12 protein-coding genes and 1 tRNA gene are annotated in these 15,049 nt (G+C 59.1%); 6 read left to right on the top strand and 7 right to left on the bottom strand.

What is annotated here, in order from left to right:
- From tnpB to QZY01_RS01675, 7 genes are all read right to left on the bottom strand, one after another.
- Positions 1 to 298: IS66 family insertion sequence element accessory protein TnpB (gene tnpB, locus QZY01_RS01705; protein ID WP_294532596.1), on the bottom strand; the 298-nt coding region annotated here is incomplete at its 3' end.
- 578 nt (positions 299 to 876) lie between these two features.
- The gene (locus tag QZY01_RS01700) at positions 877 to 3,570 is read right to left on the bottom strand and encodes a DEAD/DEAH box helicase family protein (protein ID WP_294532594.1); all 2,694 of its coding nucleotides are present in this window, start codon (positions 3,568 to 3,570) and stop codon (positions 877 to 879) included.
- Positions 3,567 to 5,333: a site-specific DNA-methyltransferase gene (locus QZY01_RS01695; protein WP_294532592.1), complete on the bottom strand. Its 1,767-nt coding sequence runs from the start codon at positions 5,331 to 5,333 to the stop codon at positions 3,567 to 3,569. The genes QZY01_RS01700 and QZY01_RS01695 overlap by 4 nt, the downstream gene beginning before the upstream one ends.
- The gene (locus QZY01_RS01690; protein ID WP_294532590.1) at positions 5,330 to 7,144 is read right to left on the bottom strand and encodes an AIPR family protein; all 1,815 of its coding nucleotides are present in this window, start codon (positions 7,142 to 7,144) and stop codon (positions 5,330 to 5,332) included. The genes QZY01_RS01695 and QZY01_RS01690 overlap by 4 nt, the downstream gene beginning before the upstream one ends.
- Before the next feature lie 4 nt (positions 7,145 to 7,148).
- A complete protein-coding gene (locus QZY01_RS01685; RefSeq protein WP_294532588.1) occupies positions 7,149 to 10,013 on the bottom strand; it encodes an SNF2-related protein in 2,865 nt (954 codons plus the stop codon).
- A 28-nt stretch (positions 10,014 to 10,041) separates the two neighbouring features.
- On the bottom strand, positions 10,042 to 10,251 hold the full coding sequence (locus QZY01_RS01680) for a helix-turn-helix domain-containing protein (RefSeq protein ID WP_294532586.1): 210 nt from the start codon (positions 10,249 to 10,251) through the stop codon (positions 10,042 to 10,044).
- Positions 10,252 to 10,615: 364 nt separating this feature from the next.
- Positions 10,616 to 10,690, bottom strand: a tRNA-Gly gene (locus QZY01_RS01675).
- 225 nt (positions 10,691 to 10,915) lie between these two features.
- Between QZY01_RS01675 and trxA the strand changes: the two genes are divergently transcribed.
- The 6 genes from trxA (at position 10,916) to QZY01_RS01645 (ending at position 14,993) form a co-directional block, all read left to right on the top strand.
- Positions 10,916 to 11,833 (top strand): thioredoxin, encoded by a 918-nt coding sequence (gene trxA / locus QZY01_RS01670; protein WP_294532584.1) that lies wholly within the window; start codon positions 10,916 to 10,918, stop codon positions 11,831 to 11,833.
- Positions 11,834 to 11,844: 11 nt separating this feature from the next.
- Positions 11,845 to 12,516: an LON peptidase substrate-binding domain-containing protein gene (locus QZY01_RS01665; protein WP_294532582.1), complete on the top strand. Its 672-nt coding sequence runs from the start codon at positions 11,845 to 11,847 to the stop codon at positions 12,514 to 12,516.
- Between the two features lie 9 nt (positions 12,517 to 12,525).
- Positions 12,526 to 12,762, top strand: a complete 237-nt coding sequence (locus tag QZY01_RS01660) for a Trm112 family protein (RefSeq protein ID WP_294532580.1) — start codon at positions 12,526 to 12,528, stop codon at positions 12,760 to 12,762.
- 121 nt (positions 12,763 to 12,883) lie between these two features.
- Entirely contained in the window at positions 12,884 to 13,222 is a 339-nt protein-coding gene (locus QZY01_RS01655; RefSeq protein WP_294532579.1) for a P-II family nitrogen regulator, read from the top strand.
- Positions 13,223 to 13,484: 262 nt separating this feature from the next.
- Positions 13,485 to 14,372 (top strand): acyl-CoA thioesterase II, encoded by an 888-nt coding sequence (gene tesB, locus QZY01_RS01650; RefSeq protein WP_294532577.1) that lies wholly within the window; start codon positions 13,485 to 13,487, stop codon positions 14,370 to 14,372.
- Positions 14,373 to 14,654: 282 nt separating this feature from the next.
- The gene (locus tag QZY01_RS01645) at positions 14,655 to 14,993 is read left to right on the top strand and encodes a P-II family nitrogen regulator (RefSeq protein ID WP_294532575.1); all 339 of its coding nucleotides are present in this window, start codon (positions 14,655 to 14,657) and stop codon (positions 14,991 to 14,993) included.
- The last annotated feature ends 56 nt before the right edge of the window (positions 14,994 to 15,049 follow it).

Raw genomic sequence — 15,049 nt, 5'->3', positions numbered from 1 at the left:
TCCAATCCAGCCCTTCGACCAGCGTCATGACTTGCGCGTAACTCAGACGGATCTCGTGGCTTCCCGCAGTCGGCCAGCAGAAATGCGACTGTTCGAGACGCTTCGCGAAAAGACACAGACCTGACCCGTCCCACCAGACAATTTTGATTTTATCGGCTCGTTTCGCCCGGAAAACATACAAAGAACCGTCGAATGGATCCGCCCCGGCGTCCCGAACCAGGGAAACCAGTCCTTCCGGACCCTTGCGAAAATCCACAGCCGCCGCCCGCAACAGCACCCGTGCGCCTTGCGGGATCATGCCTCGCGCACCGCGCGCAGCAGACGGCGAAGGTCGGCTTCCAGAATGTCGGCGTTCACCCGCACCACCGCCCCGCCGATCTCGATCTCCACGCGCTGCCGCGTCTTGGCCGCACGCGCTCCGCCGCCGCCTGGCGCTCGACCTTCTCCGCTCGCAGAGCCGCGGCGCGCCGCCACCCGAAAAGCTGCGACGGCGCGATATCCAGCGAACGCGCCAGCGCCGAGATATTCGCCCCTGGCTCCAGCGACGCCGCGATCGCTCGGTCCTTGAAGTCGTCGGACCAGCGCCGGCGTTCGCCAACCGGCGCTCCATCGAACCGTTCGGCTCGGACCTCTATGAACTGGTTCGTGTTGGTTCTGCGCATAGGCCTAAACATAGATGTTGCTATCCATGTCCGATCATTAGCAAACGCGCGCTCCGTGCCGCCATAATGGCGCCGGGTGTACGCTTACTATACAACTGCAGTCGCTCGTTTTGAGGTTCTCCATTCACAGATTCAGAGACCAATGCCCAGCGTTCCCGAGGGACCAGCGAACGCACTGCTGCGATGCCCGATGGGCAGGCACCGTAAGTCCCACTCACGCGGTCTGAACGTCAGCCTTTATCGCGAACTGCCGGGCGAGCCCTTCAATCGTCATGTTCTCAGCGATGGCATCGTGAGGAATGATGACATAGGTCCACGGCTTGCCTTCATAGCTGGCAGCATGTTCCGTCGCGCGTCGGCACCACTCCACTGCAACATCCTGTTTCGCGATCACGTCCTGCGCAGCCATCTGGTTCGAAGCCTTGGGCTCCATCATGAAAATGCGCGTCTCCGTCTCGGCGACGAAATCCGGCTGGTATTCCAGATCCTCAATGCCGATGCGATAGAAAAGCTGAAACTGACCCTTCGCGGGCTTGAACCATTTTAGCGATTCTCGCTCCAGGACCACGGCAAGCTTTCGCTCGGCATCCGACTGGAATTTCTGCGTCGGGTAGAGGCAGCGAGAGAATCCGCCGAACAGGTATCGCGACATATTGCTCTTGTCCGACGGCGAGATGCGGAAATCGAGCGGCACTTCGTCAGCAGCGGCCGTGTAGGCGCTGTTACGAAGCTCAGTGAACCCTCGCGTGATCACGACGTCGTACGCGACCTGCGTGTCCTGCCAGAAGTGCTTCTGCATCTGGACATGGACGAAGCTGGCTATCTCCTTCTGATGGAGCCGCAGCACCTTCCGCGCATCTTCTTCGGAAAGGTATGACAAAAAGTGACGGATGACCTGCTCGGCCAAGTCATAGAGAAGATCTGCGTGTTCGTCGTAGGCTACGTCGTCGAAGTCGATGAGGCCGCTGACCACATAGTCTTCAAGACGCTGTTCATCGATCGTCCCAGCACCCACGCCGATCCGATCGATTTGGCCAGTCAGCAGATGGGCCGCCCAGAGGGTTTCATTCGGCGCCTCATACCTCATACGAGCGAGATCAAGGGTGAACGGCCGGAACCCCGACTTTACCTCGCCCTTTGGAACGACGAGGATACGCGGGATGTCGATCGTCTGCTGGACGACGATTTCGGCGGTCTTTGCAACGATAGCAGCCAGATCGGGCTGGGTTGCAATTCCCTCGAGCTCCATCTGCGCAGGGCGGTATTGGCTCTCGACCTCGCGGAGCAGTGCCGCCTGAACCTCTGGCCTTTGCAGATGGCCGACGCTCGGCAACCGAGACGGCTGCGTCTCGAACTTCCGGATAACGTCGTATGCGATCTTGGCGATCTTCTGTTCATCGGCGTTGAAAACCGACTGCGCCTCGTGGAAGCTGCTGGCCGCAGAAGGCGCGGCACCGTCAGACTGAATCCCCAGTTTCGACGCCAGCTGCGGTTGGGAGACGACGGTGACGGTCTTCTGCTGAAGCTGTTCGTTCGAGAGGATCACCTGCTGCAACCGGATTGCCGAGTCAGGCTTCTTCGCCTCGTCGACGATTTCCTGGAAGCGATCGTGCGCCACGATGTTCAGCCGGTCCACGGCCGTCACGCCCGTGCGCTTGCCATAGGGCAGTCGAAGGCCACGCCCGATCGACTGCTCGATGAGCGTGCGGGCATTTGCGGCGCGCAACGGCACGATCGTGTAGAGGTTGGTGACATCCCAGCCTTCCTTGAGCATGTTGACGTGGATCACGATCTCCGTCGGCTCGTCGGTATGCTCAACCTTGAGCAGACGTTCGATCGTCTCCTCCTCCTTCACGCTGGAATCGACCTGGATGACCTTTTCCTTGTAGCGGCCTTCAAAAAAGCTGTCGGATTTGATGAGCTGCATCAGCTCGGCGGCATGTGTCGTGTCGCGGGCAATGACCAGCATGAACGGCTTGACGATGCATTCGCCAACTTGGCGCGCATAGGTTTCTAGATCAACCTTGACGCTCTCGTGCAGGCGCACCCCGTCTTCGAGCTTGATCTGCTGGATTGACTCTGGCGATTTTCCGATCGGGGAGAAGTTCTCCCGCGTGACGACCGCCGGCTCCTTCACGAACCCATCGGCCATCGCCTTCCCAAGTGGATAGTCGAAGATGACGTTCTGAAACGGGACCGGCCCGCGCGATGTCTCGACGAAGGGCGTGGCCGTCAGTTCGAGGCCGATGACCGGCTTCAGCTCATTGATGGCGCGGATGCCCGCCGAAGCGCGATAGCGGTGGGATTCGTCCATGATCAGTACGAGGTCGTCGAGACCGGCGAGATACTCGAAGTAGCTCTCGCCGATTTCCTCCTTGAAGCTACGGATTTTGGGCGACCGCCCGCCGCGGACCTCGGAGTTGATCTTCGAGATGTTAAAAATATTGATCGTTACCGGGAACAGATTGCCGCCGCTCGCAATCTGCCGCTCATAGTTCTCGCCTGTGGTGATGACCGGCGGGGAGATGGCAAATTCGGAAATGCCCTTCAGGACGTACTTCGGCGTGTTCTGCGTGAAATCGGTGATGAGCTTGTTGTAGATCGTCAGGTTCGGGGCCAGCACGAAGAAGTTGTTCAGCCCGTGCGCAAGATGCAGGTAGGCGATGAACGCGCCCATCAGGCGGGTCTTGCCGACACCGGTGGCCAGCGCGAAACAGAGGCTTGGAAATTCACGTTCGAAATCGGCGACGGTTGGGAATTCACTACGAATGGCGGCCAGCGCAGCGTCCAAGTCGCCCCCCTTCTTCGGAGGGACAATCTCAGAAACCCGGTCGAGAATTTCGAGCGAGCGCCGCTGCGGCGGTCGCAGGCTCAGGCGTCCGGCGATAGCGTTGACATGGCGGTTCATGACTTACCTCCCTCAATACCAAACATGTCTGTCTGGCGCTGCGAGGTATGGGCCTCTGGGTCGACCCTCAATCGCATGTCCAGCGTGGGCTTCGGGAGGTTCTCTACATTTAGGCTATAATCGTCGTGACCCCATTCGCAGCGATTCTTGACGTGATTAGGAATCTTTTTGACCGTCAGGTTCGGAAATGCAGCCGGACTGCCCCGAAATGATGAGCAAAGCACAAGGAGTGAGCGATCAGACCCAACCTCATCGCTCAAAAGAGATAGCTGCTCTTGAGAGAACGACTGAGTCGTAACATAGATAAAATCGCGCTCGGTCGAAGCGCCGTGCTGCCAATATACACTATCGCTTGGAGCGTAGGTAAAGCCCTCCAACTTGCAAAGCGCCTCCGCCAGCATTTCGGCATTATAAGCCTTGCTGATTACATCACGACCATAGCGGTCAGTTTCAAGAAGGGATGGCGCCAGCTTAAAATAGCGAAGGCCACCACCGCCTAACCAATTGCAGGCCTTTGAAACTCCACTTGTATCGGACCCCTCGATGACCCGTTGAAGCCTTGGCAGAATATGCGTGTTACAGTGGTCCCTGAGTTCAATCATTATCCAACGGCGACCCATTTTGTGAGCTGTTGCGCCCGTTGTTCCGGATCCCGCAAATGAGTCTAGAACCCAATCACCTCGCTCGGTGCTCAGTTCAAGGCAGCGCTTGATGAGCATCTCGGGCTTCTTACCCTTGGGAAAATCAACCCCACCCTCATTGTGAAGGTTGTTTGACAGCAAATCGTCCCAAATACTTGTGAGCGGCTCTCCTGCAATCAGCTCACCGTCTATCTCTTTCAATTTATCTGCATAAAATAATATCCTTTCGCCTCTCGTGAAATACATCGGCGAATATCCACTCCGGTTCAATAGTTGGACCTCAGATGGTGCGCTTTTTGAGACGTCGATTAAGTTGCGTGCATCCTGACTAACCGCATTATAATCGGGGCGCGCTAGACGGATAACCCTCTTCGGGTTTCGGTGGACAAATTCTGACAACTTTACTTCGTATTCGTCACCAAGCTCCTTCTTTATGCCCTTCTCAGGAAGGCCCATGCTGGTAGCAAATGCAGCACTCAGGGTAACGAATCGCCACTTTCGGAAATCATCCTCCGAATTGATAATATATTGTCCATATCGTTTGTCGCGCTCCGCGCGCGCGGTGTAGATTCGCCTTGGCGACCAAGAGCTCTTATCCTTCGCATAAATCAAAATGAAATTTGAAGTGCTGACGACCCCAGGATTGATGGCCTTGTGTCCAGTCGCGGCCCCCTGCTTGAAAGTGACGATCGAAATCCGATTTTGGCGACCGAATATTTCGTCAAGAACCACGAGCAAATATCCGAGCTCATTATCATCTATGTGAACGAATAGAGTGCCATCTGTAGAAATTAAGCGATGCAATATCTCAAGCCGATCCCGAATCAGGTTCAGCCATGTCGAGTGCTCTAACCCATCCTCGTAATATTCGAACGCCTGTTGTGTATTGAATGGTGGATCGATGTAGGCGCACTTCACCTTGCCCGAGAATTCCTGCTCCAGTGCCTTCAGCGCAAGGAGATTGTCCCCAAAGATCAGCCGGTTATCGAAAATATCGTCGTCGGTAACGCGCGTGCTCGCATGGAAAGACAATGCGGGCTCCTCAAGCAGAATGCGAGGTTCTAGCTGCGGTCTATTTTCTTTGCCCACCCATGTGAGCTCAAGCTTCTGTTTTCTGGTCATGGTGCATCCGCATTGGGTTGCCCTGGGGCGTTTGATGGCGGGGCAGTTGCCGCCGCTGCGCGAGCGGCGGCGGCCTGCTCAGCCAGCCGATCGAGAACGGCATCAGCGAGCGGTTGGGAATCGGTCAAATTGCGGAAGATCGAAAGGTAGCCCTTGAACGTCTGCTGGGGAACCGATTGGGCGTAGATCAATTCCGCAAGTTCGTTGGTCTGTAGCGAAATCAGCCGCTCATCATCCAACGAGATTGCGATTTGCTGCCGGCGCATGACCTCTGGCAGGCGGTGCGCGATAAACGCCATCACGAAGTACCGACCATGCCGGAAGAACATACGGCGATAGTAAATCCCTTCTGATCGCTCGCTGGCTGCTAGGATTTGATCAACCAAACTGTAGATGCGGACAAGCCTGCATGCACGCAGACCGGAAAGCGTCGAAGGGAAGATTTGTCCGTAGATTGTTCCGTCCTGCTCCCAGAGCCGGCCGATTTCCTTTTTGGCGGTGACTACAAAGTCTATCGCGTTATGTGCCGAACGAGAGCGTGCCCTGCTGTGCGCGACCGGAAAGGATAGGCAGGCGAGTGCGACCGCAGCATCTTCGAGGGTGAAGGCATCATCGCGTCGCGCTCGTGCTTCCGCGGAAGGGCGGTAGTGGTACTTGATACCGACGACTGCAAGCTCCTGCCGCAGGCGCTCCTGATTCGGATCAAGAGCGGCGAAATAGACCCCGCGTACTTCGTTCTGGTGATTGCGTGCCCGCGTGATTTTGACGCCCAGATCGTCCACGGCGGTGCCGATTTCGATCACTGTGATCAGTAGTTTAGCGTCCGGCGAGATGGCACCCGAGAGCGATGCCGTGGTGATGGAGCCGGCAGTCTGAGCACCGTTGACGATGGAAACCTTCTTTAGTCCGAAAACGCATCGGTCACTGTTGCCAACTGCTGGCGTGATTCTTTCCGCGACGGCGGTGATGCCATTGTTCAAATAGAAGAATTCGCCGGGTCTACGACGAACGGTATCCTCAATGGCGGCATTTACGCCGATCGAGCCTAGGTAGAATCTTATGTTGCGCTCAAAGAGCGCTGTGCCATGTGTACCGACCAGACGCGCAAGTTCTTCGCCGCTAATCTGTCCATAGATCGCTTTTCGCGGAGTCCTGATCGACGCCCAATTTTCAAGCGTGATGTCGACGTCGATGGTATTCGGCGCTTGCTCGGCCACGAGCCAGTCATAGGTGCGCGATAGGCCCACAATCTCCAGACTCATGCGTTCAGTAAGCCTGTTGGTATCCGCAATCAACGCCGTGAGATCGTCACGCGCATGGCGATCCAAGGTCTCTCCCAGGAACGTCAGAACGAGACAAATTTTCACCCCAGGCGTGTCGAGAGCTTCCTCGACCTCATCGAGACGATCGAGGATCGCCGAATTGAACCCATCGAACCGTCGCTCGATCAGCGCCTTCACACCATTCGTGAATTTGAGGGTCTCGCCCTGATCTGGCCCCGCGCCCTGCGGATTTGCAGGATCACGCGGGCGCTTAAACTTCGACTGAACGACGATCAGTCGGTTTCCGACGCGGTCATACATCAATGCATCGATGCCGCCGTCATTTCCGCCATCGACCAACGACCCGACCCCGATCGCATCTTCGGCCGCGCACAATCCGCAGATGGCGTAGGCGGCAAAGGAACGTGAACATCGATCGATATCGTGTTGCGCTTCGGTCCAGTTCTGGGTGCGCATTGGCACCAGCGGAAAAAATCTGCGCCGTAGCGCGTCTTCGATGTGGCTGAGTTTCTCTGCAGGTGTGGGCATCGGCTCAGACCAACGACCAGCGAATCGTGAATAATGAGGTTATGTCGGTCTTGTGCTCCAGCTTCGCTTCGATTTGCGCGATGAGCGCTGTGCGCTGCCTGTCGATTTCGTCCTGCGCCTCGAAAAGGTTGCGCCGTTTGGCGTTGCGAAGCGCCTCCAGCGATTTGATCTGCTTTTGCCCGGCGAGCTTTTCTTCTAGCGTCAACGCCGCCGTCGCGGCACGCCGCGCCTCCTTGATCTGACGATCAATTTCCTTGATCTCCCTTTCCAGGCCGACCTTCAGGTCATCCGCCCAGCCATCCAGCTTGTCCGCTTCTTCGCCGAAGAACCGCGCATTGCGTTCTGAGACGACACGCTGAATTTGGCCGGCCTCAAGGCCTAGCCGGGCGCTGAGGTCGTCGGCCAATATCGCAGGGGTTTCCACCGGGGCGCCATCATCCGCCGGTAGCGTCAGGAGGCGCATCGCCTCATCACGGCTCAAGAACACGCCGTCATCCCCGACGCCGGCCAGAAGGATGTGGTCTTCTGGCGTGTCGAGCGCCTCGATGGTCAGTGCTGAGACACTGAGCCATCCACTCCGACCACGAAATGGCTCAAGCGCGCTGATCCGTCCCACATGGTTGGTATAGTCGAAGGTGACTTGCACGGGCGTGAGCTTTCTCGCCTTTGCCCGCTCAACAACGGCTTCACCGAGGGGGTGGCTCAGCCGATAGAGATGCGCCTCGCCCGAGCGCCTGGGCAATTCATAGAGGCCGAGCGGGATATCGCGCGCGCTCGGCCATGACGGGCGAGACCGCAGTTCGAACGTGGAGATATTCCGAAATTCCGCATCCGAACCCAGTTCATGCTGCGTCAGGCGCATCAGCAGATGCTCGAAGCGGTCAAGATAGACCTTCGCGTCGTCATCGCGGATCTTCAGCTTCTCGCGAACCTCGTCATCAAAATTCTCGAGCAGCTTTTGCCGCGTCTGGCTCATCGCCTCGTTGACCTCGAGGCTCAGTTCGAGTTGCAGCTGGTCGAATGCCGATTTGATCTCGTCCGTCTGGCGGCATTTCTGGTAGATGCTCCCGATGCGCTTTTCGAAATCGACACCCGACTCAATCGCGCCGAGAACCTCGTCGCTCGCGCCGAACACGCCTTCGAAGAGTTTGAATTTCTCAGAGAGCAGCTGATAGACGCGCTTATCCGCTTCGTTCTTGCGGTTGAGGAAGTTCACGACGACGACATCGTGCTTCTGGCCATAGCGATGGCAACGGCCGATCCGCTGTTCGATACGCTGGGGATTCCAGGGCAGGTCGTAATTCACGACCAGTGAACAAAATTGGAGGTTAATGCCCTCGGCCCCGGCCTCGGTCGCGATCATGATGCGACCTTTGTCGCGGAAGTAGTCCACAAGCGCTGCTCGCATATCGGCGGTGCGGGAGCCGGAGACGCGATCCGAGCCCTGATGTTGGGCGAACCAGGCGGCGTAGATTTCTTTCGAACGTTCGTCGGTGTTGGTGCCGTTGAACAGGACAATGCCCTCGGCGTAGGGGCTGTCGGCCAACACGCGCAGGAGGTACGCTTGGGTGCGGCGGGATTCCGTGAAAATGATCGCCTTCTTGGCGGCGCCGAGCTCCTCCGCCTTGGCGAAGGCGACGCCGAGCGCTTTCAGGAGGGCCTTGCCCTTGCCGTTCTGATCGATCGAGGTGGCAAGCTTGGCAAACCCGGTCAGATCAGCGATCTCCGCCTCGATCGCTTTTCGGTCAGCGGCCGTTAGGGGTTCGAGCTTGTCATCGTCGGTCCATTCATCTTCCGTCTCATCGAGCGCCTCGTAGTCTTCAGCCAAATCCTCTTCGGCGGAGCCGAGTGCCGCGTCATCATCGAGCTTCGATTGCAAGCGGCGCGAAATCGACGTCAACGCGCCCGCGATCGCGAATGTGGAGGACGCCAGCAGCTTGCGCAGGACCAGAGTCATGAGCGACCGCTGGCTGGCAGGGAGCGCCTGCAGATTGTTCCGCCGGAGGTATTCCGACACGAGATCGTAAAGCTTGTCCTCGCCATCCTCGGGGGTGAATTCCTCGACGATGGGATACCGGCGGGTATAGGGAACGTATGTGGTGACCTGCCGCCGCAGCGTCCGATGGCAGATCGGCTTCAGGCGCTCCCGCAGAAGATTGAACACACGGTCGGGCGCGGCGTTCGCGAATTGCTCGCGGAAGCTTTTGAGATCGCCGAACGTGTATTCGTCGATGAAGCTGACGAGGCCGAAAAGCTCCAAAAGCGAGTTTTGCAGAGGCGTCGCAGTCAAAAGCAGCTTCTGTTTCTGCGCGAGCGCCTGCTTGAGGGTGTTCGCGATGACATTCGACGGCTTGTAGACATTGCGAAGCCGGTGGGCCTCATCGATGACGACGAGATCCCACGGCGTGGCGTGAACGTCCGCCGCCTTGCTCCGCGCGAACTGGTAGGAACAGATGACGACCGTTCCATCGAGGTCCAGCGGCCGGAAATTACCGGCCTTGATGGCCTGATTGTACGACTTCGATTCCAGGATGGCGCACGGAAGGAAGAACTTCTCACTCAGTTCCTGGTGCCACTGCTTCCGCAGGTTGGACGGCGCGATAATCAGGATGCGGCGCTTTCGCTCCGCCCAACGCTGAGAGATGACAAGGCCAGCCTCGATCGTCTTTCCCAGCCCTACCTCATCGGCCAGCAGCGCTCCCTTGGACAGCGGGGAGGCAAAGGCGAACAGCGCGGCGTCGACCTGATGCGGATTGAGATCGACCTGTGCGCCCGCAACAGCGCCGGCCATGCGCTCGGCGCTGTCCGGCGCATACCGCCGTGTGAGGTCATAGGCGAAATACTTCGCCTGGCAGTCTGTCGTCATCATGGCCCGCACCCGTCGGGGTCACGTCGGTTCATCCGCGCCCCCCATCAGGTTTGTCATGGTCGCGCTGGGATAGCTTCTGCTGCTCGATCCACTGGTCGAGATCGTCGCGCTTGAAGCGCCACTGTCCGCGGACCTTGAATGCAGGAACCTCGCCGCGCTGAGCCATCGTGTACACGGTCTTGTCGGCGACCTTCAGCATCTGCGCCACTTCCGCCAGGGTCAGGATCTCATCCGGCATCAGAAGGTCTCCGAGTCGACTGAAGGGCACAGGATGCCAGAGTTCACCATCAACGGCTAGTGAGCGGTGCATGGCTCCGTGTTCGCCAGCCCCTGCTAGCAAAAAGGGTGTCCCACCAAATCGGCCGGCAATCCGGCGACTGTTAGGCCTAAGGGGAGCGAATCCGCAATGGGTTAGAACGATGGCCTGTTGATGGATAGGCGAGGGCGATCTGGTGCCCGATACCGCCAAAGCTGCGCCAGGTTATCCGGCGGTTTCCGTTCAAATGCGTTGAACGTGCTCAGATTGCCGGATGGCCCGGGCTTTCTAAGCAAAAACGGCCCCGAAGGACCGCTTTCAACCTCTTGGTTTTCTTGAGAAATTCTGGAGCGGGCGAAGGGATTCGAACCCTCGACCCCAACCTTGGCAAGGTTGTGCTCTACCCCTGAGCTACACCCGCATCCGTGGGACGACGCTTACGCATCGTTCGGGCTATATGCCGTAAACGCCTGGACATTGCAACAGGGCGCCGGCGCACATTTTTGCTAATTTGTTATTATGAAATTTTTCGAAGCATCGCCGGACAAAATTGCATAAGCGGTTGCGAAAGACGCGCGGGGCCGCCATTTTACGGCAAAGATCCGCTCCGGCGGGGACCCCCGGACGGAAAACGACAGGACGCGCAATGCCACAGGCGGAAAACAGGTTTTCTTCGCAAACTGTCGGCGCCTCGAAGGCCGCCGACCTGATCGACGTGACCTTGCAGGGCTTTCGCGCCGAAGTCATGGATGAATCGACGCGCCGGCTGGTCCTCGTCGATTTCTGGGCGCCCTGGTGCGGCCCCTGCAAGCAATTGGGCCCGGTTCTCGAAAAAATCGTCAAGGAGGCGAGCGGCAAAATCCGTCTCGCCAAGATGAATATCGACGAACATCCGCAAATCGCGCAAAAACTCGGCATCCAGTCGATCCCGGCGGTCGTCGCCTTTCGCGATGGCCAGATGGTCGATGGATTCATGGGCGCCCTGCCGGAGAGCGAGATCAAGACTTTCATCGCTCGCTGCGCCGGCCCGGCCGGCCCGGATGTCGAAGCACTTTTCGCGGAAGCTCAGGCCCTGCTCGACTCCGGCGATAACGAAGGCTCCGAAGCGGTGTTCGTCGAACTCCTTCAGGCGGAGCCGGAACACGTCGGCGCATTGGCGGGCCTCGCGCGGATCAGTCTTGCACGCGGCAATCCCGATGAGGCGAAGGCCATTCTCGACGCCATCCCGGCCAGCCAGGCGCAGGCCGCTCCGGTGGCGGCGGCGCGCGCCGCCCTCGCGCTGCAGGAGCAGGCCGGCGCGGTCGGCGATCTCGCTTATCTGCTGGCGCGCGTCGAAAATGTCCCCACCGACCTTCAGGCGCGCTATGATCTGGCCGTGGCGCTCAACGGCGCCGGCCGCCGCGACGCCGCCGCGCAGGAATTGTTGCGTATTTTCAGGCGCGACCGCGCCTGGAGCGACGACGCGGCGCGGAAGTTGCTGCTGCAATTGTTCGAAAGCTGGGGGCCGCTCGATCCGGCGACGATTTCGGCGCGTAAACAATTGTCTTCCTTGCTCTTTTCGTGATCGGACCGGCCATGGCGATGAACAAGACCTATTCCAGGGCCTCCGACCTGCCCGAGGCCATACCGGTGTTCCCGCTTGCCGGCGCGATTCTGCTTCCGGGAGGTCAATTGCCGCTGAATATTTTCGAACCGCGCTATCTCGCGATGTTCGACGACGCGATGCGCGGCGAGCGCATCATTGGCATCGTTCAGCCGGCGGGCGGCGCCGACGCCGGCCCGGGCGAGACCCCCGCCCTGCGCAATGTGGGCGCGGCAGGCCGCATCACCCAATTGTCGGAAACCGGCGACGGTCGCTATTTCGCGGTGCTGAGCGGTATCGCCCGCTTCCGACTCGTCGCCGAACTCGACGCACCTACGCCCTATCGTCAGGCGCGGGTCGATTTCGGCAGTTTCGCCGAGGATTTCGCGCCCGAGGAAACCATTTCGCCCGATCGGCGGGAAAACCTCAACGGCATCGCTTTCAACCTCGCCCAGGCGCTCAATCTCGATATCGCCCGCACCGACATCGAAGCCATGCCCGATTTCGACATGATCGCGGTTTTCGCGATGATTGGTCCGTTCAATCCGACGGAGAAACAGGCTCTGCTGGAGGCGCCCGATCTCGCGGCGCGCTCCGACCTGCTGTTGGCGCTGGCGGAAGTCGCGCTGTCGCGCGCCACCCATGCGGTCAAGCCGCTGCAATAGGATTTTACGATGAATGACTCCGCTTCCCCCGGTTCCGCCGCACCGGCCGTTTTGAAAAATTCCGCCGGAACCGCCGGCGTCGATCCGCGCCTGCTGGAAATTCTGGTCTGCCCGGTGACCAAGACAACCTTGCGGTACGACCGCGAGCGCAACGAACTGGTGTCGCTGGCGGCCCATCTCGCCTATCCGATTCGCGACGGCATTCCAATCATGCTGCCTGAAGAGGCCCGCCGCATCGAGGAATGACGCCAGCGCGCAGCCGGTTAGCGGCCAGCCCGCGACAATGGCGCGCAGTTGTGCATTCTGCCGGAGGATGCGACTATCCGCGCCCGCAAGATTGACGCGGATCCTCATTCCGGCCCATCCCATGAAGCTCATTGCCGCCATCATAAAACCCTTCAAAATCGACGATGTACGCGAAAAATTGACCGATTTGCGCATCGAGGGCATGACGATCACCGAAGCCAAGGGGTTTGGGCGCCAGAAAGGTCATTCCGAAATCTACCGCGGCGCGGAATATGTCGTGAACTTCCTGCCTAAAATGCGCGTGGAAGTCGTCGTGCGCGACGATCAGGTCGATTTGGTAATAGAAGCCTTGCTCGCCGCAACCCATACCGGCCATGTCGGGGACGGCAAGATTTTCGTTTCCCCAATCGAACGCGCGGTTCGCATTCGCACCGGAGAAACCGACAACGAGGCGATCTGAAAGCAGGACGCCTTTATGGTCGGTGGAAACTGAAAAGGCTCACGACTATCTTTAGACGACGGTCCATCTCCTGGAAATCCGCAACTTTTCGGGAACAGGCACAGGCTTGACGGCGCCGCAAAAAAGCGTTCGACTATGAACCAATTCAACCGCCGAGCCCCTTGGCCGGGGTCCAGCCATTCGGGCGACGTCGCTTTCCCTTCTGTCGGCTTGCCCAATAGCCGGGCGATTTTCCCGCCGGCGATTCTCCCAGGACTCCGGCATGACGAAAGCCATCATCGATCTTCTGGCGATTCTCGATCTCGAGAAAATCGAGGAGAATCTTTTTCGCGGCCGCAGTCCGCAGGTCGGCTGGCAGCGGGTGTTCGGCGGCCTGGTCATCGCCCAGGCGCTGGTCGCGGCGCAGCACACCGTGGAAAACCTGATCCCGCATTCCCTCCACGCCTATTTCCTGCTCGGCGGCGATCCTGGCGTGCCCATTGTCTACCAGGTCAAGCATTTGCGCGAGGGGCGCTCGTTCGCCACCCGCCGCTGCGAAGCCATCCAGCACGGCAAGGTGATTTTCTCGCTGGCCGCCTCCTTTCATAATCCCGAACCGGGGCTGGAGCACGCCACGCCGCCGCCCCCGGCGCCGGCGCCGGAAAGCCTGCCGGATGAAAACCAGTTTCTGGCGGCGCATGGCGCGCGGATGCCCGAATCGGTGCGGCGCTATTTCGAACGCGAGCGACCGATCGAATTGCGCCCGGTGGACGCAGGGCGCTATGTGTCCCGGGGCGCGCAAGAGGACCCTGTGCAGAAGGTCTGGGTGCGGACATCCGCCGCCCTGCCGGACGACCCCGCCATTCACCGGGCGGCCTTGGCCTATCTTTCCGACATGACCTTGCTCGACACGTCGCTGATCGCGCATGGCCGTTCGGTATTCGACCCCGAAATCCAGGCGGCGAGCCTCGACCATGCCCTGTGGCTGCATCGCCCTTTTCGCGCCGACGAATGGATGCTTTATGTGCAAGACAGCCCCAATGCTTTCGGCGCGTTGGGTTTCAGCCGTGGCGCCCTCTATTCGCGCAACGGCGAATTGATCGCCTCGGTGGCGCAGGAGGGTTTGATCCGCCTGCGGCGTCCTTCGGAAGTCGCTCAGGGACAGGCGTGATTAAATAACAGCCGATCTTGCCCGACGCGCGGCGTTGGGGGCCCAAATTTTGAGCAGCCGCCGTGCGGCCCTGCGGGTTTCGCCCCAATCTCTCAATAAGAGCCTTATTTTCAATAGGTTGGTTATTTGCTGGTTTCTGGCATGGTCCTTGTTAAGCACCAGAGCGCCGGCTGGCGATCCGTTCCGGCAGGCCCGCCCAGAAAGCGACCCAAGAATCGCCCCAGCAAGCGACACGAGCAGCGAGACGCCCAGGTTTTCGCATAAAAATACAGGGAACAGCAGATGAAAATCGTGATGGCTATCATTAAGCCGTTCAAGCTGGACGAGGTGCGCGACGCGCTCACCGTGGTTGGCGTGCACGGTCTGACAGTAACGGAAGTCAAAGGATACGGCCGCCAGAAAGGTCATACCGAAATCTACCGCGGCGCCGAATATGCCGTGAGCTTTCTCCCCAAGCTGAAGATCGAAGTCGCGGTCGCCGCCGAACTTGTCGAGAAGACCATCGAGGCGATTTCCTCTTCCGCCCGCACCGGCCAGATCGGCGATGGCAAGATTTTCGTCAGCCCCCTCGATCAAGCCGTCCGCATCCGCACCGGCGAGCGCGATTCCGACGCTCTTTAATTCCCCGTTCAGTCAGGAGCCAGAAATGATGTCTCTCACCCCCCGCAGGGCCGGGC

Origin of the sequence: uncultured Rhodoblastus sp., from assembly GCF_903903185.1 — a bacterium.
In the GTDB taxonomy this organism is placed as follows: domain Bacteria; phylum Pseudomonadota; class Alphaproteobacteria; order Rhizobiales; family Beijerinckiaceae; genus Rhodoblastus.
The sequence above is the reverse complement of the archived record's forward strand: the minus strand, read 5'-3'. Positions and strand labels throughout refer to the sequence as shown.

Excerpts from the sequence above, each read along its gene's own strand:
- QZY01_RS01680 (WP_294532586.1), bottom strand. The coding sequence starts at position 10,251 with ATGCCGGATGAGATCCTGACCCTGGCGGAAGTGGCGCAGATGCTGAAG.
- tesB (WP_294532577.1), top strand. The coding sequence starts at position 13,485 with ATGACGAAAGCCATCATCGATCTTCTGGCGATTCTCGATCTCGAGAAA.
- QZY01_RS01660 (WP_294532580.1), top strand. The coding sequence starts at position 12,526 with ATGAATGACTCCGCTTCCCCCGGTTCCGCCGCACCGGCCGTTTTGAAA.
- QZY01_RS01685 (WP_294532588.1), bottom strand. The coding sequence starts at position 10,013 with ATGATGACGACAGACTGCCAGGCGAAGTATTTCGCCTATGACCTCACA.
- trxA (WP_294532584.1), top strand. The coding sequence starts at position 10,916 with ATGCCACAGGCGGAAAACAGGTTTTCTTCGCAAACTGTCGGCGCCTCG.
- QZY01_RS01700 (WP_294532594.1), bottom strand. The coding sequence starts at position 3,570 with ATGAACCGCCATGTCAACGCTATCGCCGGACGCCTGAGCCTGCGACCG.
- QZY01_RS01695 (WP_294532592.1), bottom strand. The coding sequence starts at position 5,333 with ATGACCAGAAAACAGAAGCTTGAGCTCACATGGGTGGGCAAAGAAAAT.
- QZY01_RS01665 (WP_294532582.1), top strand. The coding sequence starts at position 11,845 with ATGGCGATGAACAAGACCTATTCCAGGGCCTCCGACCTGCCCGAGGCC.
- QZY01_RS01645 (WP_294532575.1), top strand. The coding sequence starts at position 14,655 with ATGAAAATCGTGATGGCTATCATTAAGCCGTTCAAGCTGGACGAGGTG.
- QZY01_RS01655 (WP_294532579.1), top strand. The coding sequence starts at position 12,884 with ATGAAGCTCATTGCCGCCATCATAAAACCCTTCAAAATCGACGATGTA.
- QZY01_RS01690 (WP_294532590.1), bottom strand. The coding sequence starts at position 7,144 with ATGCCCACACCTGCAGAGAAACTCAGCCACATCGAAGACGCGCTACGG.